Raw genomic sequence first — 24,640 nt, forward strand, 5'->3', positions numbered from 1 at the left:
GCGTGCACCCTCGACCTTGATCGAGGTCAACCCTCGTGCACGATCTTCCGCACCTCGACGGCGGTGTACTGGGCATCGGGAATCATGGCGGCCAGCTCGACGGCGCGCTCCTCGGTCTCGACGTCGACGATGTAGTAGCCGCAGAAGAAGGCTTCGGTCTCGATGAAGGCACCGTCCTGGACGTTGGTGGCCCCGTCCTTGACGCGCACGGTCTTGGTCTCGGCCGGCTCGGCGAGCGCCTTGGTCCCGACCATTTCGCCGGTGTCGGTGATGAGCTTGGTGAAGTCGCCGTGTCCTTCGTAGACGGCGCTCTTCTGGTCGTCGGTGAGGGTGTCCCAGAGGGTCGGGTTCATGTGGAGGGTAAGGAGGTATCGCACGTCGGCTCCCCGGTGTGGGTGGCGGCCCGGGGTGGGCTGCCTTTCGCCGGGTGGTCGGTGCGGTGCGCGTGGACCGGACACGGGAGTTTCGAGTTCACTCGTTCGGCCTAGTGGCGGCTGAGGAGCAGGTACCGTTCGTCGTCGATTTCCCGGCCCCAGAGGGCGGGATCGTCGAGCATCCGCAGGTCAGCCTCGCGCCGGTACGCTTCGACGAGGGCTCGGCAGTCAGCCGGGGTGAGTCCGGCGCCGGTGAACCAGCGTCCTTCGATGAGGATCAGGCGTCCGTCGGGGTCGAGGAGCTTGACCCACTTTTCGAGGGCGGCTCCCGGATCGGGCATGGCCCAGAGGACGTGCCTTGAGAGGACGACGTCGTAGGTCTCCCCGATGGGCGGGTCGGCGGCGTCGCCCTGGCGAAAGTCGACGGCACCCTTGGCCTTTTCTCGTGCCACGTCGAGCATCGCGGCGGAGGAGTCGATGCCGCGGACGTCGTGGCCGGCCTCGGCGAGGAGAAGGGAGAGGCTCCCGGTCCCGCACCCGACGTCGACGACCTTGCTGTTGGGGGCGGGCATCAGCGGGAGGAGGAGGTCAGCCCAGGCTCGGCGGACGGCGGGGTCCTTGAGGCCGTGGTCGGGTTGCTCGTCGAAGGTCGCGGCTTCGGCGTCCCAGGGGTTCGGCGTCACGGCAAGTCTTTCGTGGTCACCCAGGCGCTTGTTGCCCGGTGCCGCCCGAGCCCGGCGGCGTCGAACTCGTCGAAGTGTGCGCCCCGCTCCACGCCGAGCGCGCGGAGTGCCTGCGAGATCGGGCTTCCGGCGGGTCCCGGCCGCTCGTCCTCGGCCGGCCGTAGGGGGCCGAGGAGCACCGAACCCCAGCGGCGCCTTCCAGAACCCGTCGAGCGTGGTCCCGCCCGCCGAAGCACTCCTTCGCCGGCGACGACCGCTTCAAGGCAGTACACGCCCCGCATTCTCGCCGGATCCGCTATTGGTTGGCCATGGCGTACGTCAGGTTCCAGAGCACCGAGCCCAACCCCGACGGGCGGCACCCCGGCTTCTTCGGGTTGATCAACAACCTCAGCCGGTCCGGCCGGCTGACCCCGGCGCAGGAGGAGTTCCGCCGGGCCAACCACGCCTGGTACGAAGCGCACTACACGAACCCGGCCGAGGTCGACCCGGCCGTCTACGACTCGGCGGTCAACCCGGGTGCGACCGCCTGGTTCAAGGAATCCGCCGGAGACCTCGTCGCCCGGGCCGGCGGCTACCTCGAAATCCTCGAAGCCCACGGCATCGGCTGCACGAAGCTGGTGGCGCACGAGGCGCCGGGCCGGATCATCTACGAGGACGCCGACCAGATCGTCGTCGTCCCGAAGTGAGTCCGCACACGAAAAAACCGCCCCGAGCCTTCGGGGCGGTTTTCGTTGCGGTGGCCAGGGCCGGGGTCGAACCGGCGACCTTCCGCTTTTCAGGCGGACGCTCGTACCAACTGAGCTACCTGGCCGGGAACGCCGGCAAGGAGCCGAACGATCTTGCGACCCTGACGGGACTCGAACCCGCGACCTTCGCCGTGACAGGGCGACGCGCTAACCAACTGCGCCACAGGGCCTTGCATCTAGATAGGTACTGCCTACTACGATACTGCGTACTCCCAACGGGATTCGAACCCGCGTTGCCGCCTTGAAAGGGCGGAGTCCTAGGCCGCTGGACGATGGGAGCCCGGCCGGTTTCGGGTGACCGACCGACCGCGCTCTCAGGTCCCCCCGGGAGCGATTACAAGCATAGGGCACGCCACCACCGCTTTGCAGCGGGGGTTCCTTAAGCCCCCGACGGAGCCACGACCTGCGCAAACAGCTCCGCCAGCCGGCGATCCAGCTCGGACTGCTCCCCATCGGTCAGCGTCGAGCCGACGAGCTCGCCGATCCGGTCGTCGGTCAGGGACTCCGCGCGACGCCAGCGGTCGCGCAGATCGGGCTTGCGCTCGGCCGCCGTCACGAGCTCGTCGGCGGCCTCCGCCGGCCACGCCGTGCGCAGCAGCCGCTCGCGGCCGCCCTCCGGGTCCGCGATCACCGCCTCCGGCACCGTCAGGCCGACCGCCCGCAGCGCCGCGAAGTGCAGGCCGCCGCGCAGTTCGCGGAAGAGCGTCAGGGCGAACCCGAGCCGTTCGACGTCCCCTTCCGGACGCTCGGCGTTCTGCCACCCGGCGAACAGCGCCAGCCCGCCGGCGTCCGCGGCGTCGACGACGCGGAACAGCAGCTCCGCCAGACGGCCGGGCTCCGATACGGCCGAAAGGTTGACGCGCGACCACCGAGCCGATGACTCCGCGTAGGCACGGACGGACGCAGGCGCGTCCAAGGCCGCCGTCGCGGGCGGCAGGACGAACTCGAACAACCAGTGCGGGAAGATCCCGAACAGCTCCGCGGCGACCTTCGGCGGGACGTCTCCGAGCATGGCCGACCGCCCCCGCACGTAGAGCGAGCGCGGCGGCAGCCCGGCCTCCGCCTCGACCGCCGCCAGCTCCGGCGACGTCATGAACTTGCCGCCCAGCACCTGCACGACCGGCCGGATCCGGTTCGCCAGCCCGGCCGCGCCTTCGATCGTCGTCATGTCCCTCCCCTTTCGACACGGCAAACGTAACACTGTTACGAAACCTGCGTCAAGGAACGTCGGCGACCTCGCGAATCACTCACCGGAAACGGCGACAACCAGCAGGAACATCACCGGACAGGCCCGGCGGCACCCCGCCAGGCCCCCGGCCTCAGCGCTGGACGGGCGCCTGCCCGTCCTCGTCCAGGTTCAGCCCCAGCATCTCCAGCAGCTGCGCACAGTCCTCAACCCCCAACGCACCGTTCGCCACGGCCAGCCGCGCCCGCCGAACCTGATCGTCCGACACCCGCTGCGCATCCGCGGCACCACTCCGCTGAGCCGGCAACCCCCCGGCGAACGGAGCACTCCCCCCATCGGCACCTTCGTACCGAAGGAGGAACTGCCGCACTTCAACAGACCCGCTCATAGCCCCTCCACACGGCTCACAACAGCTTGGCCGCGAGGCTAACCAGCGCCGGCCGCCACACACAGCCCCCCGGAGAGTGAACCTGAGGCCACGCTCCGCTCAACGCAGCGCAATCGGCACAGCGGAAGAAGCCTGCCACCCGAACGACGGTCACCTGGGCCGGAAGTGACACCGCACGCGGAAATTTCCCGCTCTCCACTCGCCCAAGCGGGGAACTCGTGCAACAATCGAAGTGCTGACACACCCCCGGTCAGCGCCTGTGGAGATCCCCTCCGACCCCCGCGTTCCTCCCCCTGGCGCGGGGGTCCTCCATTTCTCGGGCTTTCTCGGGCTTCGCCCTTCGGCGGCCCGATTCATTTCGGGGTGCTGACCCGGGGGGCCGAGCCCCCCGGACCCCCCACGGTGCGTCCCTTGCGGCTTTTCGGGGTGGCTGGTTTTCTTCGCCTCGGGCGCTGTGCGCCCTGGCGAGCTCTGTCGTCGCTTCGCGCACCTCCTTCGCACCACTGCGTTCGACCGGTTTGCAGCGGCCGCTCCCGGTGTCTCGGGACCCCTCGGCCCCATCGATCGACCGCTCATCGCCTCGGTCCCGTCGCCCGCTCTTTGCCTTTGGCCAGGTCTTGGCGTGATCGACTCGGTGCGTTAACACCCTGTTGCACTGCGTTCAGTGCGCACTAGTCCATCCGGGTAGCCGCTGGGCTGATCGGGGCGACCGCTTGGCGTGTTGTGGCTCACAGTGGTTTGTCTGGCGAGATCTAACCGTTACCGTGGCTGGCGTGCCTCTTCCCTCCCTTGGCCGCTTGAGCAGCCGGACGAACCTCAAAGCCGCGTCCTCCGGACGCCATCGTGGTGCCGCGAAGCCTGCGGACGATGGCGTTGTCGAGGACAAGGAACTCACCTCCTACCTCGCCGCACTCGCGCCCGATGCCGACAACGAGAGCACTGGCTCCGGCAAGCGCTTCGGCGAGGCGCAGGTCATCCAGCTGCGGATGAGCCTCATCGCCAACCAGCAGCTGAAGGACATCGCCGCCGAGCGGGAGATCTCGCCCCAGGCGCTCGCCCAGGAATGGATCCTCGAGCGGCTCAACTGGGAAGGCCAGGCCTCGTCGCTGCAGGACCAGCGGCAGCAGCAGACCGGCGACCTCAGCGACCTCACCGACGAGTTCCATTTCCCCGCCGACGCCTTCGACGCGCCGGCCCTCGGACGGCGCTGACACGGACACGAGAAAGGGCCCCCGGCGATCGGATCGCCGGGGGCCCTTCGCTCAGGCCTTAAGAAACGCAGAGGGCCTGTTTGTCAGATCGCGCGGACCTTCTGGGCCTGCGGACCCTTCTGACCCTGGCCGACCTCGAACTCCACCCGCTGGTTCTCCTCGAGGGTGCGGAAGCCGCGGCCCTCGATCTCCGAGTAGTGAACGAACACGTCGCCTTCGCCGCCGTCCTGCGCGATGAAGCCGAAGCCCTTCTCCGCGTTGAACCACTTCACAGTGCCTTGCGCCACCGCTGTACTCCTCGTTACACAGATCCGCTTCGAATGCCACCGAAGCGGCACCCCGACCGTCCCGGGCGGTTCCAACGAGTCGAGTCAAGAGCGGGTCGGCTCCATGGCTCGCGTCAGAAGTTCCGCGAGTGTGAAGCCACTAACACGCAAAACGACGGCCTGAGAGCAGACTACCGGGATCTGGCCAAAGTTGAACCCCGTGATCGAGGCGAAAACCGCCTGTCCGGGCCAAGGTCACCGGAACGTCGTAGGGCTCCCGGCACGTTCCGCCGGACCCACCGGATAGTCTTGCGCAGCACAGCGACTCCGTGATCACCGGATACGGCTCGGAGTCGCCCGTGCCCCCTCAGTGAAAGCCCTTCCGGACTTTTGTGACCTTCGTCACGCCGATGTTGCTCAACGTCGCCGGTAGGCGGGACGTCTCGATGAGGGGAAGCACCAAAGGGGCAAAGGGGAATGGGTGTGACGGTGAGGACTTCCACGCGGCGCCGGGGCGCGGCTGTGGCACTGGGCTTGGTCGCGGTACTCACGTTGGGGGCGTGCAGCAGCGAACCGACCGTGTCGGCGAGCGGGACTTCGGGCGGGGGCCCGACCCAGTCGCCGGCGCCCACCGCGCAGCCGGCCAAGCTGACGGTGACGCCCGCGGGCGGCGCCCAGGACGTGGCGCCGGGCGAACCGGTCGGCGTGCAGGTCACCGACGGCACGATCGTCTCGGTCACGCTGACCAACCCGGACGGCAAGCAGGTCCAGGGCCAGACGTCGGCGGACAAGAAGAGCTGGAACACCACCGAGCAGCTCGGCTACGGCAAGACCTACACATGGTCCGGCCAGGTCAGCGGCTCCGACGGCAAGAACGTGCCGATCGGTGGCGCCTTCACCACGGTGAAGCCGAAGCGGCAGATGTCGGCCAGCCTGAACGTCGGCGACGGGCAGACGTACGGCATCGCGATGCCGATCGCGCTGACCTTCCCGAGCCGCGTCACCGACAAGGCGTCGGTCGAGAAGGCGCTGTCGGTCGAGACCACGCCGAAGACCGAAGGCTCGTGGGGCTGGATGAACGGCGACACCTCGGTGCACTGGCGGCCCAAGGAGTACTACAAGCCGGGCACCACGGTGAAGGTCAACGCCAAGATCTACGGCGTCAAGGTCGGTGACGGCGTGTACGGCAAGCAGGACGTGTCGGCCAGCTTCACCATCGGCCGCTCGCAGATCGTCAAGGGCAACACCCAGCAGCACACGATGCAGGTGATCCGCGACGGCCAGCAGATCGCCGACTACCCGGTCAGCTACGGCCTCGACTCCGACCCCGGCCGCGTCACCCACAGCGGTGTGCACGTGGTGATGGGCAAGCAGGCGACGTACGCGATGAGCAACCCGAAGTACCACTACGAGAACGTCGTGGTGCCGTGGGCGGTCCGGATCTCCAACAACGGCGAGTTCATCCACGGCCTGGCGGCCTCGGTCTGGGCGCAGGGCAAGAAGAACGTCTCGCACGGCTGCCTGAACCTCTCGCCGGCGCGGGCGAAGGAGTACTACGACGGCGTGCTCACCGGCGACCCGGTGGAGATCACCGGCAGCACGCAGACGCTGACCGCGAAGGACGGCGACTACAGCGACTGGACGTACGACTGGGCGAGCTGGCAGAAGCTGTCGGCTCTCGCGGGCTGAGACCACTGACGAAGACCGGGCGGGCGGGGAGTCCATCGCGGACTTCCCGGCCGTTCGCGTTCCACAGCCGGAAAAACTCGATGCAACCCCGGCGATCACCCGCCGCATGACTACGGGCAGAGGCGCGACGCGATCCCGGTCGTGCCCGCGAGAATGAGGAGTTGTCTTGCGTATCCGCATCGCCCTGACCCTCGGCGCGCTCGTGCTCGCCGGTGGCGCCCTGTCCGGTGGCATCGCCCTGGCCGGCCAGGCGCAACCCGCGCCGCCGACCACCGCCCGGCCCACCGAGGCGCCGTCCGCGGTCCCGACGGCCACCCGCGCTCCGCAGCCGCCGTCCGCCGCGCCCGCCCCGGCGGAGACGACCCGGCCCGCCCGCACCGGGCCGGCCCCGCGCGTCCCCCGCGCCGTGCCCGCCGGCCCGACCGGCGACCTGCACCTGCCGGCCATCGGGGTGTCCCGGTAGCCAGGTGATCTCCCGCTCCCGTCCGTCGACCGGGCCGGGCTCGCCGTGGGACGGCGAGTTCGCCCGGTACTTCGGCGAGCGCGCGCACAGCCTGCGGTCCACCGCCTTCCTGCTCTGCGGGGATTGGCACCAGGCGGAGGACCTCACGCAGGCCGCGCTGCTCAAGCTCTACCTCGCCTGGCCGAGGCTGTCGCGCCACGACGCCTTGGACGCCTACGCCCGCAAGGTCGTGCTGCGCACGTTCCTCGCCGAGCACCGGCGCAGCAGGTGGAAGCGGGAGCGGCTCACCGACACCCCGCCGGAGCTCCCGGTGGAACCGGCCGCCGGCGACCAGGACGAACTGGTCCGGCAGGCTCTGGCCGTACTGGCCCCCAAGCAACGCGCCGTGCTGGTGCTGCGGTACTTCGAGGACCTGAGCGTCGAGGAGACGGCGAAGGCCCTCGGCTGCAGCACCGGCACGGTCAAGAGCCAGGCCTCCCGCGGCCTGGCGACGCTGCGCAACCGGCTCGGCCCGCACTACGGTGCGCTGACGTTCAGCGCGACCACGGAGGGGAGGTGACGAACATGGACTCCGAAGACGACGTCCGCGCGTTCCTGACCGGCGCGGCCGGTGGCCCGACGCCGCCGATGCGCCTGAAGGCCGCCGACGTGATCGAGCGCGGCGGCCGGGTCCGGCGACGACGCAAGCGCTTCGCCGTGGCGGGCACCTCGGCCGCGACGGCGGTCGTCCTGGCGGTGGCCGGTTTCCTGGCCGGTCACCGCGCCGGGCCGCCGGAGCCGGTGGAACCCGCCGGTCCCGTGCTGTCCACGATCGGCACCAGCGCCCCCGCGGTGCCGCCGTCGCCGGAAGTCGCGCCGCCGACGTCGGTCGCGCCGCCGGCGGCCGAGCCGAGCCGTACGCCGTCGCGCGCCACGCGGATCCCACAGCCGCCGTCGGCGGCGGGCCGGACCACGCCGCGGTCCGCGCCGGTCACCAGTCGGCCTTCCTCGGGGCCGACCGAGACGGACGCGCCGTCGGCGACCAGGTCCCACTGACGTTTCCGCAGCTCAGGCCATGTGCCGCAGATCACCGGCGCGACGTGGGTTTTTGACGAAATACCGGCCGGGGTCGGGGCGATATGACCCGTGGTGTTCCGATCGGACACCGCAGGAACTGCTCAGCCGGGCGCTTCGCCGCCGGCCCGAGAACCCGAGGAGGAAGCACATGGTGCTCGCCGCACTGATCGTCGAAACCGGAATCGCTGTCGTGGCTGCGGGTGCGCTCGCCGCTTGGTCCCGCAAGCGCTTCACTCCTCGCGGCGAAGCGAACTGACCCACGGCGCACGGGTGCCCCGTCCGGTGATCCGGACGGGGCACCCGGCTATCCGGTGACCGCTCAGCGCTGGGCGGTCGCGGAGGTCAGCTTGCCGCCGCTGTCCTCGCTGTCGATCTGTTCCATCGGCACCTGCGACGTCTCCGGGATCTTGATGATCGGGATGATCGCGATCAGCGCCGCCGCCATCAGGTAGTACGCCGGCCAGTCCTCGTTGCCGGTGCTCTTGATCAGCGCCGTCACGACGACCCCGGCGGTGCCGCCGAACAGCGACGTCGAGATGTTGTAGCCGATCGCGAACGAGCCGTAGCGCACCCGCGTCGGGAACATCGCCGGGAACGTCGAGCCGATCACCGCCAGGATCAGGACCAGCAGGATCGCCACGATCAGGAACCCGACGAACAGCCACAGGATGCTGCCGGACTGCATCAGCTTCAGGCACGGCCAGCTCAGCACCAGGAACCCGATGGCCGCGGTGAGCAGCAGGGGTTTTCGCCCGATCCGGTCGGACAGCGCGCCGAGCGGGATGATGATCGCCATCTGGATGACCTCGACCGCGATGATGATCAACGTCGAGGTGTTGTCGTTGATCTTCAGCGTGTCGGTGAAGTACGTCGGCATCGTGGTCAGCAGCAGGTAGTCCGCGACGTTCAGCAGCAGCACGATGCCGATCAGGTTGAGGATCATCCGCCAGTTGCGGACGAAGATCTCCTTGAGCGGCGCCTTCTTCGGGGCCTCGCCGGCGGCTTCCATCCGGCGGAACTCGGGGGTGTCCTCGAGCTTGTTCCGCAGGTAGAGCCCGATCAGGCCGAGCGGCAGTGCGACGAAGAAGGGGATCCGCCAGCCCCAGGCGTCGACTTGGTCGGCCGTCAGGGACAGCGTCACCGACAGCACCACGAGGTTGCCGAGGACGTACCCGGCGAGCGTGCCGAGCTCGAGGAAGCTGCCGAAGAAGCCACGGCGTTTCGTCGGCGAGTACTCGGCGATGAACGTCGCCGCTCCGCCGTACTCACCGCCGGTGGAGAAGCCCTGGATGATCCGGAGCAGCAGGATCGCGATCGGCGCCGCGATGCCCATGCTGTAGCCGCCGGCGTACGTCGGCAGGACGCCGACGAGGAACGTGCAGCCGGACATCAGCAGGATCGTGATGGCGAGGACGCGCTTGCGGCCGATCTTGTCGCCGAGCGGCCCGAAGAACGCCCCGCCGAACGGCCGCACGATGAACCCCACCGCGAGCAGCGCGAGCGACTTCAGGACGGCGTTGCCCTCACCGGGGAAGAAGAGCGTCCCGATGCTGGTGGCGATCGCTCCCGAGGTGAAGACGCCGTAGTCGTACCACTCGGTGGCGTTGCCCATGGCGGACGCCCACACGGCGCGCTTGACGGTTCTCTCGTCCACTGACGGTTTGCCCGTCGTTGCTGCTGGTTCGCTCATGCCGGCGACGACCTCCTCCGTGCAGTGCCCATTGGGCCGTTCGAGCTCATCAGCCCAGTCTTAACCGGCCCTCCGGGCTCGGCAGCCTGAGCCGCGAATCTTCTACGGTGGGGAACTTTCCGGCTACTGAGAGATATACGTTGCGTGCTCACGTCGTGGGTCGCGCGCGGCGGCCCGCTACCGGCGAGTTAACGTCAGCGCATGAGTCGTGTTTCTCAACCCTGGCCGCCGGTACCGGTGGAGCCGGCCGTCCCGCACCCGAAGGCGCCGGCGCCGGGCACCGAGCTCGGCGTGCACTTCGGCGAGTGCTTCGGCTGCGGCGACGAGGCCGACGCGGGCCTGCACCTGCGGTCGACGGTCGGCGAGGGCCAGGTGATCCACTCGCGGTTCACCGTGACGGCGGCGCACCAGGGCGCGCCCGGGCTGGCCCACGGCGGGCTGCTGGCCTGCGCGTTCGACGAGGCGCTCGGCTCGACGGTCGGCAACCTGATGCGCCGCCCGGCGGTCACGGGCAAGCTCGAGACGGACTTCCGCCGTCCGGTCCCGGTGGGCTCGACGCTGTTCATCGAGGCGCGCTTGGACGGCATCGCGGGCCGCAAGATCTACGTGAGCGCCGACGGCCGCCTGGACGCCGAGGACGGCCCGATCGCGGTGAGCGCCCGGGCGCTGTTCATCGTGGTCGGGTTCGAGCACTTCAGCACGCACGGCGACCCGGAGGCGCTGGAGAAGCTGGCGGCGCAGCACGAGAAGAACCGGCAGCGTCAGGAACGCGACTGGGAGATCAACCCCTGACCGTAGCTTTCACGTGAAAGCTATGGTCAGGTCAGGGTCCGCGGCCGGATGGCGTTGGCGCGGTCCACGAGCTTGACGCGCTCGTCGACCGTGCTCGCCAGCCGGGCCAGCGCGCGGTAGCAGCGTTCCAGCCCGAACCGCAGCTCCCGCTCCTCCAGCGAGCAGCCCAGCACCCGCGCGCCCGGGGACGGTTTGCCCTGCTTGAGCCAGTCGTGCGCGGCCTCGAGCACGACCGCGGACAGCCGCGTCTGGCGCTCGAGGTCGAGCCGGAGCCGTTCCAGGCGGGAGGACGCGTCCAGCAGGTCGTGCTCGGTCACCGGGGTCTCGCGGCCGTTGGCCTTGGTCGCCGTCGTCTTGATCTTGATGGCGGCGACCTGCGCGTCGACGTAGTGGGTCGAGGACGGCGGGACCGTCTCGAGCACCTCGACCGCGCTGTTGCGCGCGCCCTGCGCGAGGTACACCCGCGCGAGGCCGAACGCCGCGCTCACGTACGTGCGGTCGGTCCGCCAGACCAGCTCGTAGAAGCGCGCCGCGGCGAAGTAGTCGCCGACGCCTTCGGCGCTGATGCCCAGCGCGAGCTTCGGCGCGATCTCGCCCGGCAGGTCGTCGTAGACCGATTCGAACGCGACCTGCGCGACCCGCGAGCGGCCGCCGGCCAGCTCGATCAGGCCGCGGTACCAGTCGATCCGCCAGTCGTGCGGGAAGCCGTTCTTGATCGCCAGGTACTGCGCCGCCTGCAGCTGCCGCTGCGCTTCGGCGAGTTCGCCCAGCTCGATCCGGGCGCGCACGATCCGCAGCCGCACCTCGATCGACTCCCGCGGCGCGCCGGCCAGCGCCTCGATGGCGCCGCGCGGGTCGAGCGCGGTCGTCGTGGCGAGCACGCCCGCCGCCGGGTCGTCGGTGTCGACCTGCGGGATGGGCAGGCCGGCGACGACCTCGTCGGAGCCGGGCAGCGGCACGCTCTGGCCGGCCTCCGGCACCACCAGCTGCACGCCGAAGGTGCGGCTCTCCGGGCCGAACACCGTCGACGCGCCGGGCCGCGGTTTGCCGGTGCCGAGCGCCATGATCTCGCGCAGCACACCGGTCAGCTGGTCGCCCATCTCCTCGGCGGAGAGGAACCGGCGGTCCGGGTCGGCGTGCGTCGCGCGGCGCAGGAACCGGTAGTAGGAGCCGAAGAGCGCGAACAGCGGGACCGCGTCCGGGCCGGGCAGGGTCGTCTTGAACTTGCTGGTGTAGCCGGTGAACTCGAAGCTCAGCACGGCGAGCGTGCGCCCGACGGTGAACAGGTCCGACGCCACCGACGCGCCCTGCTTCGCCAGTTCCGGCGCGCTGTAGCCGGTGGTGAAGAACAGCGGGCTCTCGTAGTCGTCCATCCGCCGGACCGCGCCCAGGTCGATCAGCTTGAGCTGCTCGTTGGTCTGGATCACGTTGTCCGGCTTGAGGTCGCAGTACAGCAGGTTCTGGCTGTGCAGGTAGCCCAGCGCGGGCAGGATCTCCAGCCCGTACGCGATGACCTGGCCGATCGGCAGCGGCTCCGGGCGGCGGCTTTCGCGGTGGTGGGCCAGCGCGAGCTGCCGCAGCGACTGGCCGCCGACGTACTCCATGACGATGTAGCCGACGGTCGTGCCGCTGTGCGCGTCCGGGTGCTGCACGAAGTTGTGGATCTTGACGATGTTGGGGTGCTCGACTTCGGCGAGGAACCGCTGCTCGTTGGCCGCGGCCGCCATCGCCGTCTGGTCACCGGTGTCGATCAGTCCTTTGAGGACGACCCAGCGGTCGCTGACGTTGTGGTCCTGCGCCAGGTAGATCCAGCCCAGGCCGCCGTAGGCGATCGCGCCGAGGACCTCGTATTGACCGCCGACGAGTTCGTGCGGCTGCAGCTTCGGGACGAACGAGAACGGCGTGCCGCAGTTCTCGCACTTCCCTTCCGGCGAACCGGGTTTCCCGTCCTTGCCGCGGCCGACCTTCGCGCTGCAGTTGCCGCAGAAGCGCTTTTCCTCCGACACCACCGGGTTCGTCAGCACCGCCGACGCCGGGTCGCGCGCGGGCACCGGCGGGACCTCGACCAGCCCGGCGCCGAGGCGGCCGCGGCGGGAGCGTGACGTCCGCGACGACGTCCGCCGCGAGGTACCGGGGAACGAGCCGGAGCCGGACACCGAGCCCGAACCACTGCCCGTTCCGGTGCCGGTGTGCCTGCCTTCGCTGCTGCGTTCGGGCAGCACGCTTTCGGTGCCCGGGTCGGGCAGCGGCGTGTCCGGGCCGGTGTCCGGCCGCGGCGCCGGCGGCATGATGCTCTGGGTCTCCGGCGCCGGCGCGGCGAGCACGCTCGTCGGCTGCGGCGCGTTCGGGTCCGGGCGGACGGCCTGCGTCGGGGGCGCCACCGCCTGCGTGGCCTGGACCGGCGGCAGGACGGGGTTGATGCTGCCCGGCGGCCGGGTCGGGTCTTCGGCGCCCGGGATCGTCCCGCGGACGGCGGCGGGCTGGCCGCCCGGCGGGGTCGGCGGACGGCGGACGGGCGCGTGGATGACGGTCTCTTCGCCGCGGGAGCCCGCGGGCGGCGCACCGTCGTCGAGGCGGCCCGAGATCGACGGCTCCGGCGTCTCCCACCGCACCGGTGGCGGCGGCTGCCAGCTCGGCGCGGCCGGCTTCGGCTCGTCGTCCGGCGCGGCGTGCCGAGGACGGCGCGGCTCCTCCGACACTGCTTACCTCCCAGATCCCCGGCCTGCGGGAACCAATCCTAGTCGCGACGCGCTCACCGGTACTGCGGCGCGGGAGGCGAGGCCGCGTCGAGCGACGGCGCCAGCCATTTGTTGTAGCTGTCCTGCCAGACGCCGGTGCCGCGGATCTCCTCGAGGACCGCGTTGACGTAGCGGACCATGTCCTCGTTGTCCTTCGGGATGCCGATGCCGTAGTTCTCCTTGGTGAACTGCTCGCCGACGACCTTGAGCGTCGGGTCCTGCGCGGCCATCCCGGCGAGGATCGTGTCGTCGGTCGACACCGCGGCGACCTGGCCCTGCTGGAGCATCACCAGGCAGTCGGACCAGTTGTCCACCGAGACCGGCACCACCTTCGCCGGGTCGGTCGCGATCTTCGCCAGCGACGTCGACTTCTTGGCCGCGCACACGCGCTTGCCGCTCAGGTCGGAGAGCTTCTCGGCCTTCGACTCCTTGGCGACCAGGATCCGCTGCCCGGACACGTAGTAGACCGAGGAGAACTGGACCTTCTTCCGCCGGTCGCAGGTGATGCTGTAGGTCCGGACCACGACGTCGACCTGGTGCGCCTGCAGGACGTCCTCGCGCTGCGACGACGGGATCGCGCGGAACTGGACGTGCCCCTCGGAGGTGCCGAACAGGGCGCGGGCGATCGCGTTGACCATGTCGATGTCGAAGCCCTCGAGGTTGCCCGAGGTCGGGTTGCGGAACCCGAAGAGGTAGGTGGTCTGGTCGACGCCGGCGATCAGCTTCCCGCGTTCCTTGATCTTCGCCATGGTCGAGCCGCTGCCGATGGTGCCGTTCGGCGGGAGGCTGGCCAGCGGGTCGCAGCTGGTGTCGGCGCCGCCGCCGGCGGTCGCGTCCGGGCCGCCGACGTGCGCGGGCTGCGGCCAGGCCGCGTTGCTCACCGGGGCCGGGTCGACCGGCTTCCCGGGACTGCCGCAGGACGCCGCGAGCAGCGCGACGACCGCCAGCACGCCCGCCCGGACCGTGTTCCCCCGCCTGCTCACCGGTACTCCCTCAGTCGCTCCCGGATTCCCATGGTGACACCCGCCGCGGCGACCACCGCGAGCACGGCGAGGCCGGGCGCCAGCAGCGTCAGGGCCGCGTCGCCGTCGTGGGTGTCGTCGAGGAACTGCTGCCTGCCGACGTCGATCGCCGACTGGAGGCTGTCGTCGAGCCGCCGGAACGCCGGGGCCGAGCCGGTCTTGCGGTCCTCGAGCACGGCGGTGTCGACGGCTTCCTGGTACTGACCGGAGTCGTCCTGGGTGCGGACCTGCTTGTGCGCGGCCAGCCAGTCCTGCGCGGCCCTGGTCGCGTCGGCGACCTTCGCGGCACCTTCGCCGTCCGTGATCAGGCCGCGGGCCTCGCCGAGGAGGCCGCCCTGGCCGTCGGGGCCGACGAGCTGGGCGGCGTTGACGCCGAAGTCCTTCTCGTACGCCGCGCCGTCACCGCGGGCGACCAGCGTCAGCGTCTCGTCGGCACGGGCCTGCAGCGCGGCGATCCGCGCGCGGACGAGCACGTCGACGCGGTGCGAGCCGTCGTCCTGGCCGCTGCCGACCAGGCTGCCCTGCACGATCAGCGCGACCGAGCCCCACAGCAGCGACACGACGACGGCGGCCGTCGCGACGACCAGCCCGACGTTGAGCACCCGGTTGGTCCGCCGGGTCAGGTAGACCTGCGCGACGACGAGCGCGGCCAGCAGCGCGACCATCAGGATCGTGGCGGGCCAGGGGAAGCCGGTGGAGGTGTCCTGCTCCTCGATCAGCCGCTCGGTGTCGACGCGGTAGAGGTCCTGCGCGGCGGGCAGGATCTTCGCGCGCATCAGCTCGGAGGCTTCCCGCAGGTAGGACGCGCCGACGGGGTAGCCGAGGCGGTTGTTCGCGCGGGCGGTCTCGACGAGCCCGGTGTAGACGGGCAGCGACTGGTTGAGGACGTCGACCGGGGCGGCCGCGGCGGCGACGTCGGAGGAGTCGGAGGCGGCCTTCGCGAGGGCGGCGCCGGCTTCGGCGATGTCGCGCTCGTAGCGGGAGCGCAGCTCGGGCGGCTCGGTGCCGATGGAGAGGAACGCGCTGGCCGCGGTCGCGTCGGCGTCCGAGAGCGACTTGTAGACCTGCTGCGCGGCGGCGGCCAGGGGTTCGCGGTGGTCGATGACGCCGCTGATCGTGTCGTCGCGGTCCTGCACCGACAGCGTCGCGACCGTGCCCGCGACCAGCGCGAGCAGCACCAGCGCGACGGCGATCACGGTGAGCCGGCCGGGGGTGGTCGCGGCGGACCGGATGATCGCGCGGACCGCCTGGCCGGGCAGGTCCAGCAGCCCGAGGAGGCCGCTGCGGCCCCCGGGGCGGTCCCGGCCGTCCGGTGGCGGCGGCGGGGGTCCCGGCGCGGGCGCCGTGGGACCCGGGGCCGTCGCAGTGCTGGTCATCCCCGATTCCTCCCCGAAAGCATTACCCGCAGAAGGTAGCCGAGTGGCCGCGCACGTGGGCACGGGCACCGCCCGCCGTCACCAGCACGTGATCTCTCAGCCCTTGATCGCCGCGAGTACGCGCCAGTAACCGTCCTCGGCACCCGATTCCAGCGTGCCACCGGCGAGGGCGAGCCGCTCGCGCATCCCGGCGAGCCCGAAACCTTCACTCGTCCGAGTGAATTCGCTTCGCGGGTTGCGGACCTCGAGCCGGACCTCTTCCGGGGCGTACTCCAGCCGCATCCGGACGTCCTCGCCGGGCGCGTGCTTGCCCGCGTTCGTCAGCGCTTCTCGCGCCACGCCGACCAGCGCGACGACCGCGGCGGACGGCAGCGGCCGAGGTTCGCCTTCGGTTTCGAAGTCGACTTCGACGCCGTGGTTGCCGGCGTGCTCAGCGGCGATCGCGGCGAGGGCGTCGGTCAGCGGCGGGACGTCCCGGCGTAGCGCGGCCACGGCGTTGCGCGCTTCGGCGAGACCGTCGGCGGCCAGGCGCCGCGAGCGCCGGACCGACCGCAGCGCACCGTCCACATCGGACCGTTCGGTCAGCAGGGCTTCGGCGAGTTCGAGCTGGACCCCCAGTGCGCCCAGGGAGTGCGCCAAGACGTCGTGGATCTCGCGGGCGATGCGGGTGCGTTCGTCGAGCGCGGCGGCGCGCGCGTGTTCGGCCTGCGCGAGCCGGGTCTGGTCGAGCAGCGCCTCGGCCTGGCCGGCCTGGACCTCGTACTGGCGGCGGTTGAGCCCGACCAGGACGAGCAGCAGCATCACGGCGGCGTCGGCGATCGCGGCACCCGCGGAGTGCCCGGAGACCAGGTGCGCCGTCACCGCGAGGGCCATCTCCAGCAGACCCACGCCGACGATCGCGCCGACGCTGACCGTGGTGAGCGCCGCGAGCCGGCCGAGCGGGATGACGGCCATCAGGATCGCCGAGGAGTCCGCGGCCCGGCCGACGAGCGCCGCGGGCAGCGCGCCGGCCACGGCGAGCAGCGCGGCCGCCGTCTTCGGCCGCCGGGACGCGAGCACGACGAAGCCGAGCCAGCAGGCGCTCGAGACGCCGTACGCGGCCCAGATCCACGGGTTCGGCTCCCGCGCGGTGAGCAGCGTCCCCGCGACGAAGAGGGTGCCGAGCACCTGCACCACGAGCCAGCTCGGCGCGATGGTGTCGGGCAGCAGGGGGCGGTTCGGCACGGCCCCATCTTCCCGGGCGGGGTCAGCCGCGGATGGCCGGGGCGAGCGAATGCGGCAGCACGGCTTCGGGGCTCGGCGGCCGCCGGACCAGCACTTCGACGTCGTCGGCGAAGCGGTAGGGCTTCGCGCCGAGGATGCCGCCGAAGTGGCGGCGCAGCCGGGACATCTCGGCGCGGACGGTGACCGCGCGGCTGGCGTCGCCGAAGAGGTCCGAGGACAGCTCGGAGGCCGAGCGGCCGGCGCGGTGGCTGGCCAGGACGTACAGCATCTCGGCGTGGCGGGGGCTGAGCCGGTGCGTCCAGGTCCCGGCCGCGCCGGCCACGGTGAGCTCGGGGGCGCGCGGCGACCGGACGTCGAGGACGACGCGGGTCGGCGGGGCGGCGTCGGTCTCGGTGGGGCGGATCAGCCAGCCGCCGGGGACGGGCTCGACCGCGCAATGGCCGTACGCCGGCAGCCAGACCCCGCCCGGCGCGAGGTTCGCCGGCAGGGCGATCCGGTCGACCGGGGCGAGCCCGGCGGCCGCGGCGACCCAGCCGTGTTCGTCGGCGACGACGGCGCGCCCGCCGACCTTCGCGAGCACGGGGACGGCGAAGCCGCGCAGGCGTTCCAGTTCGGTGAGGTGGGTGGTGCGCAGCTGGGACTCCGCGAGCCGCGTCACGGCGTCGACCAGCGCCAACGTCGTCGCGTGGACGGTCGAGGCCGGGCCGGAGAGGTCGACGACGCCGAGCAGCCTGCCGTCGCGCGGGTCGTGCAGCGGCGCGGCGGCACACGTCCAGGAGTGGTGCGAGCGGACGTAGTGCTCGGCGGCGTACATCTGGACCGGGCGGCGCGCGACGAGGGCAGTGCCGATCGCGTTGGTGCCGACGGCTTCTTCCTGCCAGTCGACACCTTCGACGAACCCGAGGCGGTCGGCGCGGCGGCGGACCGCGGCGCTGCCGTCGCGCCAGAGGACCTTGCCGCCCGCGTCGACGATCACCATGATGTGCGCGGCCTGCTCGGCGACGCTGGTCAGGCCCCCGCGCAACGTCGGCAGCGCCTCGGCGAGCCCACTGGTGCGACGGCGCGCTTCGAGCTGTTCGACGGTCAGGACGGGCGCGGCGGCGCGGCTGTCGGGATCCATGCCGAGGCGGCGCATCCGCTGCCAGGAGGCGTCGACGACCGGCCGCGGCCTGCTGGGCAGTTCCTTGCCCGACAGGGCCGCTTCGTGCACCTGGGCGAGGACACGGGCGTGCCGCCGGGGGTCGGCCCCGGCCGGCAACGCTGCCTCGAGGTCTCGCTGCCCCAAACCGCCACTCCTTGCGCTCCGCCACAGTCTGCCTTTTCGGTCCGCTGATCGGAAGGTGGCGACTATCTCTGCGACAGGGTGGGTCAGCGCGTGATCGCGGCGCCCGGGGCTTCCACGACCGCCTTCGCCGCGTTGACGACCTTTTGGGCGTCGGGGAGGTAGAGGTCCTCGAGCGCGTCGGAGAACGGGACGGGCGTGTGCGGCGGCGTCACCATCTCGATCGGGGCCCGTGCACGCGCCCTTCGAAGGCCCGGATGGTGCGCATCACGCGGTACGCCTCCCGCAGGTGTCCGTCATCTTCGACGCTCCTTCCCCGGCTCGGCTTCCGTGCGCAACAGCCCTTTTCGCGCCGCCTCCGCCATCGCCGCCCGGACGTCCACGACCCACGGGCCATCCGGCTTGAGCTCGACGAAGGCGCTTTCGCCGGTCTTCAGTTCGAGTTCGCGCTCGCCGTCGAGGGCGATGACGCCCCCGGCCGCGGCGAGCTCGACGCGCACGCCGGGTTCGAGAACGCCCCACCCGCGAACCCCGACGGGCCGCACGAGCCCGGGCGCGATGGGGGCGTGCACGACGTACGGCGTCTCCCCGACGGGCCCGAGCTGCAACGCAACGCCTGTTGGGCTGGAGCGTGGGCTCGGGCAAAGCTGCCCAGGAACGCTGGAGAGGCCGATGCCGTCGGGTTCGGCGAAGGTGCAGTAGAGCTCGGTGAGTGAGGATGGATCCCACAGAGCCCGGGCCCCGATGTGCCGGCTGAGCGAGACGCAGACATCGACGAGCGCGATCTCCCGCCGCGCTTTGGTGACGACTTCGAGCACGCTGACGCGGTGGGTGACGAGATCGGGGTCGACGTCCCCGGAGGCGATGAGGCCGGCCGCCAACCCGGCGACGGTCGCCTCCCGCATCTGCGGGAAGGCGTTGTTGGTCCCGGTGGAGAGGGCGAGGATCGGAACGTCCTCGCAGGCAGCGGCGGCAACGCGGGCGGTGCCATCCCCACCGAGGACAACGATGACCCCAGCCCCGGCATCGACCATGCGCCGCACGGCATTGGTCGTATCGGCAGCGGTGCCCGTGAGCGGATAGTCGTCACAGAAGTCGACTTTGGGCCAGGTCCCACCTCGTCCGAGAGCCTTGAGAACGGAGGCGGAGATGCCCCCGAGATCGGTGGAGACGAGGGCCCGGTCGAGCCCGGTGACGGCGAAGGCGGCCAGCAGCCGCTGCACCATGTTCGCCTTTTCCGCGGTGGGGAACACGGAAGCCTGCGCAACCAGCCGGCGGATGTCCCGTCCCGAAGCCGGATTCGCGACGATCCCCGCCACCGTTTCGCCCACCTGACCTCCTGCGACTGCCACCGGAGGACAGGAGATCCCGAAACCGGGTGGTAGCGGAAGGGTTGCAGGGCGTTGCAGTGTGCAGGACGAGGACGTCGCCGCCGCGCTTACGGCACCGCTGCCGGCGTGGTGCCGGTCCAGCGACTACCGCACCGAATCCGGCCACTCCATCCCGGCGACTACCGGGCCGAGTGCCGGTCAGCCGCGCAATAGTGGGCACCGCGCGCCACGAAGCCAGGCGCGTCCACACAGCTCGAATGAGCCGAACGTCACACCGGCGTTTCGATCTCCAATGGACTGTCCAACCTGGAGACCCGTCCACCGGAGAAGAACCAACCGAGGCCGAGCCCCGGAGAAAGGCTTACGAGACGAGACTCGCCGTGCCCTCATAGGTGAAGCCGGCCTCTTCGACCGCACACCGCACGTCGTCCTCCGCCAACGCCGTCTCGGCGCGAACGACCACCCGGCCGGTCGCGACGTCGACGTCCACTTCGGTCACTCCCGGCAGGCCGGTGAGTTCTTCGGTGACCGACTGGGCGCAGTGTCCGCAGCTCATCCCGGAGACGGTGTAACCGTGCTCGATCATGGTGCGCAGCATACGAAAAGGGCCGCCACCTCGAACGGGTGACGGCCCTTTCCCAAGATCAAAGTCAGATCACGGTGACCGACGTGGCCTGCGGGCCCTTCTGGCCCTGGCCGATCTCGAACTCGACGCGAGCGTTCTCTTCGAGGCTCTTGAAGCCGTTACCCTGGATCTCGCTGTAGTGAACGAAGACGTCGCCGCCACCGTTGTCGGGGGTGATGAAGCCGAACCCCTTCTCGGAGTTGAACCACTTCACAGTGCCCTGAGTCATCAAAAATCTCCATATGCAACACAAAAACAGGAAGCCACTTCGGCGACCCGGGTCAACACCCGGACGGTTTGCTTCCTCGGCGAGGAGACACTACGCCCGCTGAGTTCTGCGAGCGTGACTCAACACGAACACAAAAATCGAGACCATGAGCAGTAAAGCACACCTTGAGCAGGGCGGACAAGCTGTCTTCACCCGTGCGGGGTGAGCTATTCGCCACTCGCCGGACGCAGCCCTTCCCCGCCGAACGGCGAGCGCCAGGCGGTGTCGTGCTCCGCGGCGACCACGGCGTCGTCGTGGGCCTCGGCACTGGCGCTGAACAGCACCGGCACGACGCCGGAGGACTTCCGCGCTGGTTCGGATGCGTGCTGGTGTTCGGTCACGTCGAAACTCCCCTCGTTCCCTACCCGCTTCCCTGCGGGTGATGACCGCGATGGTGCCATGCGGCACCGACAGAAACCGGTTGTCTCCCGCCGGGACCCGGCCGGGAACGTTCAGCGGCGAACCACCACCGGAACACCGTCAGATTACCCGAGCCATCGCTGTGCTACCACACAACTTTCCCGGCGTTTCCCGAAGCGAAACCGAGCAAAACCCTTACTGGGCGGGAGGTTGCGGACGGGCCTGCCCGAGCAGGGCCGAAAGCCGCACGTCAGGGGTCACGACATCCGGGTCCGTGCGCACGTCGATGACGCACGGCCGCTGCCGCACCAGCGCGCTGGCGATGATCGGCTCGAGCTCCTCCCGGTCGTCCACCGTGTACCCGGCCGCGCCGAGTCCACGCGCCCACGACGCGAAATCGGTCAGCGGGATGGACACCCCGGACAGCCGCCCGTGCGTGCGGGCCTGGTGCATGGCGAGCGCACCGTGCACGCCGTTCTGGAAGACGACGACCATCACCGGCGCCCGGTACCGGACGGCCGTTTCGATCTCCTGCCCCGTCATCAACGTACCGGCATCGCCGACCATGGCGACGACGGTCCGCCGCGGCTCGGCCAGCTTCGCCGCCACCGCGGCCGGCACGGCGTAGCCCATCGCGGCGTTGCTCGGCCCGAGCTGGCTGCGCGGCGCGGTGAAGCACCAGTACCGGTGCATGAACTGCGCGAAGTTGCCCGCGTCGCTGGTCACGATGGTGTCCTCGGGCGCGAGCTTCCGCAGCGCGCGGACGACGTCGACGGGGTGCACCCGCGTGTTGCCGCTGGTGTCCGGCGGCGTCATGAAGGTGTGGACCGCGGCGTTGGCCGCCGACGCCCGCCGTGTCCGCGGCGAAGCGACCTCGCGCAGCTCTCGCAGGAACGGCTCGACCTCCGAGTCGACCCGGAAGGTGAGTCCGCGCCGCTTCGGGCTGACGTCGATCCCGGTGCCGACCATCACCAACGTCTGCTGGGCGGTCGGGTACCGGTAGGCCTGCGTGGTCACCTCGTCGAGCTGCGTGCCGAGCGCGAGTACCAGGTCGGCACGTTCCAAGGCGTCCAGCTGCCGCGCGGGGATGCCGAGCCCGAGGTGGCCGGCGTACCGCGCGTGGTTCTCGGGGAAGGCGTCCTGCCGCCGGAAGGCGTTGTAGACGGGCAGCGCAAGCTCGTCCGCGACCGCGATCAGCTCGTCACGCGCGGACCGCGCCCGCCCGCCGACGATGACCACGGGGTACTTCGCCTCGTCCACCAGTTGCGCGACGGCGTCCGCCGAACGGCCCAGCGTGCCCGACGCCGGTGGCCGGACCCGCGCCATCGGCTTCGCCGCGTCGTAGGGCATGCCCCAGACGTCGCAGGGCACGCCGAGCACGACCGGCCCCGGCCTGCCCTCCTGCGACGTCGTCAGCGCGTGCGCGAGCAGGCTCGGCAGGCTGTCCGGGTCGGTCACCCGCAGAGTCGATTTGGCGATCGACTCGAACATGGCCGTCAGATCCGAGGTCGGCAGCTCCCCCGACGACGACGGCACCGGTTCGCTCGCCGGCGTCTCCAGCAGCACGACCATCGGCGTCTCGTCCTGGTACGCCGTTTGGACGCCGATCGCCAGGCTCGCCGCGCTCGGCCCCCGGCTGGCGAGCAGCACGGCCGGCCGTTCGGTGAGCTTGCCTTCGGCCTCCGCCATGAAGGCCGCGCCCGCGTCGTGACGCGCCGAGACCACGGTGATCTCCCGCTCGCGCTGCAAGGCGTCGAGCAGCTCGAGGAAGGACTCACCGACCACCGCGTACACACGGCGGACACGCGCCTCGGTCAGGATCCGCACGGCCGTCTGGGCGACGGTCGCTCCCAGTTGGTATCTAATGAGGAGAGCTTAGGCGGGCACCGTTCAGTGCAGTCAAGTGATCTTCGCCGAAACCCGGTAAGGATGGACTGAATGTCCGCTTTGACCGACTGCTAGCCGATCAAGGGAGCGAGGACCGCAGTCTTGACCGCGACCGAACATGAAACCGTTTTTACTTATGGCGCACCGGCGTTGAAGTACGGCACCGGCGCCAGCGACGAGATCGGCTACGACCTGACCCAGTACGGCGCGCACCGCGTGCTCGTCGTGACGGATCCACAGGTCGCCGCGACCGGCTGGCCGCGCCGCATCGCCGACGGCATCGCGGGTTACGGCATCGAGACCGAGATCTTCGACGGCGTACACGTCGAACCCACCGATGTCAGCATGCAGAAGGCGGTTGACTTCGCGCGCGGAACCGGTCCGTACGACGCCTTCGTCGCTGTCGGTGGCGGATCGGCCATCGACACCGCGAAAGCCGCGAACTTGCTGACCAGCAACGACGGTGAGCTGATGGACTACGTCAACGCGCCGGTCGGCGGCGGCCGCGCGCCTGATCGTCCGCTGAAGCCGCTGGTCGCGGTCCCCACCACCACCGGCACCGGTTCGGAGAGCACCACGGTCTGCGTCCTGGACGTGCTTTCCCTGCGCGTCAAGAGCGGGATCAGCCATTTGCGGCTGCGCCCCACTCTCGCCGTCGTCGACCCGCGCCTCACCGTCAGCCAGCCGGCCGGGGTGACCGCCGCCAGCGGCATGGACATCCTCTGCCACGCCGCGGAGAGCTACACCGCGAAGCCGTACACCGAGTTCGAGCGCAAGCGCCCGGAGCAGCGCGTGCCGTACTGCGGCTCGAACCCGCTGGCCGACATGTTCGCGGAGCAGTCGCTGCGGCTGCTGTCGTGGGCCCTCCCCGCGGCGGTGCGCGACGGCGAAGACCTCAAGGCGCGCGAAGCCATGGCCTTGGCCGCGACGTTCGCCGGGCTCGGCTTCGGCAACGCCGGCGTGCACATCCCGCACGCCAACGCGTACCCGATCGCCGGCCAGGTCCGCGATTTCCACCCGGACGGTTATCCGGGCGAAGAGCCCATGGTGCCCCACGGCATGGCCGTGTCACTGACCGCACCCGCCGCGTTCCGCTTCACCTTCGACGCGGCACCGGACCGCCACCTGCGCGTCGCCCGCCTGCTGGCGCCCGACTTCGAGTGGCCCGGCGACTTCGCCGACCACCTGCCCGCGGTGCTGATCGACCTGATGCGGCAGATCGGCATCCCGGACGGCATCGGCGCCGTCGGCTACACCGAGTCCGATGTGGACTCGCTGGTCGAGGGAACGCTGAAGCAGCAACGGTTGCTGGCGACAGCACCCCGCGAGGCGTCCGCGGACGATCTGTCGGGCATCCTCCGCGAGTCGGTGTCGCTGTGGTGACGGGGTACCCGCACTGGCAGACGGTTCCGTTGCGTTGGAAGGACAACGACGTCTACGGGCACGTCAACAACGTGGTGCACTACTCGCTGATGGACACCGTGATCAACACGTGGCTGATCGAGCAAGGCGGTCTCGACATCGAAGCCGGGGAGGTGATCGGGCTGTGCGTCGAGTCGCACTGCGGGTATCACTCATCGGTTTCCTTTCCTGGAGCGTTGCGGGTGGGTTTGCGCGTGGCGCATCTCGGGAAGTCCAGCGTGCGCTACGAGATCGGCATGTACGCCGCCGACGAGTCCCTGGTCGCGGAAGGGCACTTCGTGCACGTCTTCGTGGACCGCGAGTCCCGCCGGCCGACACCGGTCTCCGGCAAGCTGCGGGAGGCTTTGGAAGCCCTCCAGCCCGGATGACTTCCACCGCCGGCGATTCACCTCCTCATTGACGGTGCCGGTTTCCGGGCGGGTTCTTCCCGCGCTTCCGATCATGCACGACGGCACCGACAGAACCGGTCGATCGCCGCGAGTTATCCACAAGTAGTCCTCAGATCGGCGAGTTGTCCACAGATTCGCATCGAGGGCTTCCGCACCCCCGCGCCGGCGATAA

Annotated in this window: 26 protein-coding genes and 3 tRNA genes; 9 read left to right on the forward strand and 20 right to left on the reverse strand. The window is 70.5% G+C overall.

The window, feature by feature from the left end:
* Positions 1 to 26: 26 nt before the first annotated feature.
* Both ABFJ78_RS00355 and ABFJ78_RS00360 read right to left on the reverse strand, forming a co-directional pair.
* The gene (locus tag ABFJ78_RS00355; RefSeq protein ID WP_436383461.1) at positions 27 to 377 is read right to left on the reverse strand and encodes a YciI family protein; all 351 of its coding nucleotides are present in this window, start codon (positions 375 to 377) and stop codon (positions 27 to 29) included.
* 107 nt (positions 378 to 484) lie between these two features.
* Positions 485 to 1,057 carry a class I SAM-dependent methyltransferase gene (locus tag ABFJ78_RS00360; RefSeq protein WP_436383463.1) on the reverse strand — a complete coding sequence of 191 codons (573 nt, stop codon included), beginning with the start codon at positions 1,055 to 1,057 and terminating at the stop codon, positions 485 to 487.
* 308 nt (positions 1,058 to 1,365) lie between these two features.
* On the opposite strand from ABFJ78_RS00360, the gene ABFJ78_RS00365 reads away from it, so the two are divergent.
* Positions 1,366 to 1,743 (forward strand): hypothetical protein, encoded by a 378-nt coding sequence (locus tag ABFJ78_RS00365; RefSeq protein WP_436383464.1) that lies wholly within the window; start codon positions 1,366 to 1,368, stop codon positions 1,741 to 1,743.
* Positions 1,744 to 1,794: 51 nt separating this feature from the next.
* Here ABFJ78_RS00365 and ABFJ78_RS00370 read toward each other — a convergent pair.
* The 5 genes from ABFJ78_RS00370 to ABFJ78_RS00390 all read right to left on the reverse strand — a co-directional run bounded on the left by ABFJ78_RS00370 (position 1,795) and on the right by ABFJ78_RS00390 (position 3,377).
* A tRNA-Phe gene (locus ABFJ78_RS00370) sits at positions 1,795 to 1,868 on the reverse strand.
* A 31-nt stretch (positions 1,869 to 1,899) separates the two neighbouring features.
* Positions 1,900 to 1,973: transfer RNA gene (locus tag ABFJ78_RS00375), tRNA-Asp, on the reverse strand.
* Between the two features lie 37 nt (positions 1,974 to 2,010).
* Positions 2,011 to 2,083, reverse strand: a tRNA-Glu gene (locus ABFJ78_RS00380).
* A 99-nt stretch (positions 2,084 to 2,182) separates the two neighbouring features.
* The gene (locus ABFJ78_RS00385; RefSeq protein WP_436383465.1) at positions 2,183 to 2,971 is read right to left on the reverse strand and encodes an SCO6745 family protein; all 789 of its coding nucleotides are present in this window, start codon (positions 2,969 to 2,971) and stop codon (positions 2,183 to 2,185) included.
* A gap of 151 nt (positions 2,972 to 3,122) precedes the next feature.
* Positions 3,123 to 3,377, reverse strand: a complete 255-nt coding sequence (locus tag ABFJ78_RS00390) for a hypothetical protein (RefSeq protein WP_364461157.1) — start codon at positions 3,375 to 3,377, stop codon at positions 3,123 to 3,125.
* A 773-nt stretch (positions 3,378 to 4,150) separates the two neighbouring features.
* Between ABFJ78_RS00390 and ABFJ78_RS00395 the strand changes: the two genes are divergently transcribed.
* Positions 4,151 to 4,588: a hypothetical protein gene (locus ABFJ78_RS00395; protein ID WP_436383466.1), complete on the forward strand. Its 438-nt coding sequence runs from the start codon at positions 4,151 to 4,153 to the stop codon at positions 4,586 to 4,588.
* Positions 4,589 to 4,671: 83 nt separating this feature from the next.
* Here the strand turns inward: ABFJ78_RS00395 and ABFJ78_RS00400 are convergent, their stop codons facing one another.
* Positions 4,672 to 4,875 carry a cold-shock protein gene (locus ABFJ78_RS00400; protein ID WP_003097368.1) on the reverse strand — a complete coding sequence of 68 codons (204 nt, stop codon included), beginning with the start codon at positions 4,873 to 4,875 and terminating at the stop codon, positions 4,672 to 4,674.
* A gap of 456 nt (positions 4,876 to 5,331) precedes the next feature.
* Between ABFJ78_RS00400 and ABFJ78_RS00405 the strand changes: the two genes are divergently transcribed.
* The 4 genes from ABFJ78_RS00405 to ABFJ78_RS00420 all read left to right on the forward strand — a co-directional run bounded on the left by ABFJ78_RS00405 (position 5,332) and on the right by ABFJ78_RS00420 (position 8,041).
* Entirely contained in the window at positions 5,332 to 6,543 is a 1,212-nt protein-coding gene (locus tag ABFJ78_RS00405) for a L,D-transpeptidase (RefSeq protein WP_436383468.1), read from the forward strand.
* 166 nt (positions 6,544 to 6,709) lie between these two features.
* Positions 6,710 to 7,006 (forward strand): hypothetical protein, encoded by a 297-nt coding sequence (locus tag ABFJ78_RS00410; protein ID WP_436383470.1) that lies wholly within the window; start codon positions 6,710 to 6,712, stop codon positions 7,004 to 7,006.
* A 4-nt stretch (positions 7,007 to 7,010) separates the two neighbouring features.
* Positions 7,011 to 7,565 (forward strand): SigE family RNA polymerase sigma factor, encoded by a 555-nt coding sequence (locus ABFJ78_RS00415; protein WP_436383471.1) that lies wholly within the window; start codon positions 7,011 to 7,013, stop codon positions 7,563 to 7,565.
* Between the two features lie 5 nt (positions 7,566 to 7,570).
* Entirely contained in the window at positions 7,571 to 8,041 is a 471-nt protein-coding gene (locus ABFJ78_RS00420) for a hypothetical protein (RefSeq protein WP_436383473.1), read from the forward strand.
* 340 nt (positions 8,042 to 8,381) lie between these two features.
* Here ABFJ78_RS00420 and ABFJ78_RS00425 read toward each other — a convergent pair whose 3' ends face one another.
* The gene (locus tag ABFJ78_RS00425) at positions 8,382 to 9,716 is read right to left on the reverse strand and encodes an MFS transporter (protein ID WP_436383474.1); all 1,335 of its coding nucleotides are present in this window, start codon (positions 9,714 to 9,716) and stop codon (positions 8,382 to 8,384) included.
* Between the two features lie 237 nt (positions 9,717 to 9,953).
* Between ABFJ78_RS00425 and ABFJ78_RS00430 the strand changes: the two genes are divergently transcribed.
* Positions 9,954 to 10,544 carry a PaaI family thioesterase gene (locus tag ABFJ78_RS00430; RefSeq protein ID WP_372671496.1) on the forward strand — a complete coding sequence of 197 codons (591 nt, stop codon included), beginning with the start codon at positions 9,954 to 9,956 and terminating at the stop codon, positions 10,542 to 10,544.
* A 26-nt stretch (positions 10,545 to 10,570) separates the two neighbouring features.
* Here the strand turns inward: ABFJ78_RS00430 and ABFJ78_RS00435 are convergent, their stop codons facing one another.
* The 11 genes from ABFJ78_RS00435 to ABFJ78_RS00485 all read right to left on the reverse strand — a co-directional run bounded on the left by ABFJ78_RS00435 (position 10,571) and on the right by ABFJ78_RS00485 (position 22,624).
* On the reverse strand, positions 10,571 to 13,243 hold the full coding sequence (locus tag ABFJ78_RS00435; RefSeq protein WP_436383475.1) for a tetratricopeptide repeat protein: 2,673 nt from the start codon (positions 13,241 to 13,243) through the stop codon (positions 10,571 to 10,573).
* Between the two features lie 53 nt (positions 13,244 to 13,296).
* Positions 13,297 to 14,265: a glutamate ABC transporter substrate-binding protein gene (locus tag ABFJ78_RS00440; protein WP_436383477.1), complete on the reverse strand. Its 969-nt coding sequence runs from the start codon at positions 14,263 to 14,265 to the stop codon at positions 13,297 to 13,299.
* Entirely contained in the window at positions 14,262 to 15,680 is a 1,419-nt protein-coding gene (locus ABFJ78_RS00445; RefSeq protein ID WP_436383479.1) for a hypothetical protein, read from the reverse strand. The genes ABFJ78_RS00440 and ABFJ78_RS00445 overlap by 4 nt, the downstream gene beginning before the upstream one ends.
* Before the next feature lie 96 nt (positions 15,681 to 15,776).
* Positions 15,777 to 16,904: a sensor histidine kinase gene (locus tag ABFJ78_RS00450; RefSeq protein ID WP_436383481.1), complete on the reverse strand. Its 1,128-nt coding sequence runs from the start codon at positions 16,902 to 16,904 to the stop codon at positions 15,777 to 15,779.
* Between the two features lie 22 nt (positions 16,905 to 16,926).
* Positions 16,927 to 18,189, reverse strand: a complete 1,263-nt coding sequence (locus ABFJ78_RS00455; RefSeq protein ID WP_436383483.1) for a GAF domain-containing protein — start codon at positions 18,187 to 18,189, stop codon at positions 16,927 to 16,929.
* Between the two features lie 83 nt (positions 18,190 to 18,272).
* Positions 18,273 to 18,401, reverse strand: coding sequence for a hypothetical protein (locus ABFJ78_RS00460; protein WP_436383486.1), 129 nt, complete (start codon positions 18,399 to 18,401; stop codon positions 18,273 to 18,275).
* Between the two features lie 81 nt (positions 18,402 to 18,482).
* Complete coding sequence (locus ABFJ78_RS00465; protein WP_436383488.1) at positions 18,483 to 19,517, reverse strand: ATP-NAD kinase family protein; 1,035 nt, start codon at positions 19,515 to 19,517, stop codon at positions 18,483 to 18,485.
* 361 nt (positions 19,518 to 19,878) lie between these two features.
* A complete protein-coding gene (locus tag ABFJ78_RS00470) occupies positions 19,879 to 20,103 on the reverse strand; it encodes a heavy-metal-associated domain-containing protein (RefSeq protein ID WP_436383490.1) in 225 nt (74 codons plus the stop codon).
* Between the two features lie 64 nt (positions 20,104 to 20,167).
* Positions 20,168 to 20,371, reverse strand: a complete 204-nt coding sequence (locus ABFJ78_RS00475; RefSeq protein WP_013222289.1) for a cold-shock protein — start codon at positions 20,369 to 20,371, stop codon at positions 20,168 to 20,170.
* A 206-nt stretch (positions 20,372 to 20,577) separates the two neighbouring features.
* Entirely contained in the window at positions 20,578 to 20,751 is a 174-nt protein-coding gene (locus tag ABFJ78_RS00480) for a hypothetical protein (protein ID WP_436383492.1), read from the reverse strand.
* Positions 20,752 to 20,965: 214 nt separating this feature from the next.
* A complete protein-coding gene (locus ABFJ78_RS00485) occupies positions 20,966 to 22,624 on the reverse strand; it encodes a thiamine pyrophosphate-binding protein (protein ID WP_436385347.1) in 1,659 nt (552 codons plus the stop codon).
* 135 nt (positions 22,625 to 22,759) lie between these two features.
* Between ABFJ78_RS00485 and ABFJ78_RS00490 the strand changes: the two genes are divergently transcribed.
* Both ABFJ78_RS00490 and ABFJ78_RS00495 read left to right on the forward strand, forming a co-directional pair.
* Positions 22,760 to 24,040, forward strand: coding sequence for a hydroxyacid-oxoacid transhydrogenase (locus ABFJ78_RS00490; protein WP_372671508.1), 1,281 nt, complete (start codon positions 22,760 to 22,762; stop codon positions 24,038 to 24,040).
* Positions 24,034 to 24,447, forward strand: a complete 414-nt coding sequence (locus ABFJ78_RS00495; protein ID WP_436383493.1) for an acyl-CoA thioesterase — start codon at positions 24,034 to 24,036, stop codon at positions 24,445 to 24,447. The genes ABFJ78_RS00490 and ABFJ78_RS00495 overlap by 7 nt, the downstream gene beginning before the upstream one ends.
* Positions 24,448 to 24,640 lie beyond the last annotated feature (193 nt).

The sequence above is a fragment of the Amycolatopsis sp. MEPSY49 genome, assembly GCF_051337345.1.
In the GTDB taxonomy this organism is placed as follows: Bacteria; Actinomycetota; Actinomycetes; order Mycobacteriales; family Pseudonocardiaceae; genus Amycolatopsis.

What these genes read in the sequence shown, in the direction of transcription:
- ABFJ78_RS00405 (WP_436383468.1), top strand. Translation starts at nt 5,332, where the DNA reads ATGGGTGTGACGGTGAGGACTTCCACGCGGCGCCGGGGCGCGGCTGTG.
- ABFJ78_RS00420 (WP_436383473.1), top strand. Translation starts at nt 7,571, where the DNA reads ATGGACTCCGAAGACGACGTCCGCGCGTTCCTGACCGGCGCGGCCGGT.
- ABFJ78_RS00390 (WP_364461157.1), bottom strand. Translation starts at nt 3,377, where the DNA reads ATGAGCGGGTCTGTTGAAGTGCGGCAGTTCCTCCTTCGGTACGAAGGT.
- ABFJ78_RS00365 (WP_436383464.1), top strand. Translation starts at nt 1,366, where the DNA reads ATGGCGTACGTCAGGTTCCAGAGCACCGAGCCCAACCCCGACGGGCGG.
- ABFJ78_RS00430 (WP_372671496.1), top strand. Translation starts at nt 9,954, where the DNA reads ATGAGTCGTGTTTCTCAACCCTGGCCGCCGGTACCGGTGGAGCCGGCC.
- ABFJ78_RS00475 (WP_013222289.1), bottom strand. Translation starts at nt 20,371, where the DNA reads ATGACTCAGGGCACTGTGAAGTGGTTCAACTCCGAGAAGGGGTTCGGC.
- ABFJ78_RS00385 (WP_436383465.1), bottom strand. Translation starts at nt 2,971, where the DNA reads ATGACGACGATCGAAGGCGCGGCCGGGCTGGCGAACCGGATCCGGCCG.
- ABFJ78_RS00445 (WP_436383479.1), bottom strand. Translation starts at nt 15,680, where the DNA reads ATGACCAGCACTGCGACGGCCCCGGGTCCCACGGCGCCCGCGCCGGGA.
- ABFJ78_RS00470 (WP_436383490.1), bottom strand. Translation starts at nt 20,103, where the DNA reads ATGATCGAGCACGGTTACACCGTCTCCGGGATGAGCTGCGGACACTGC.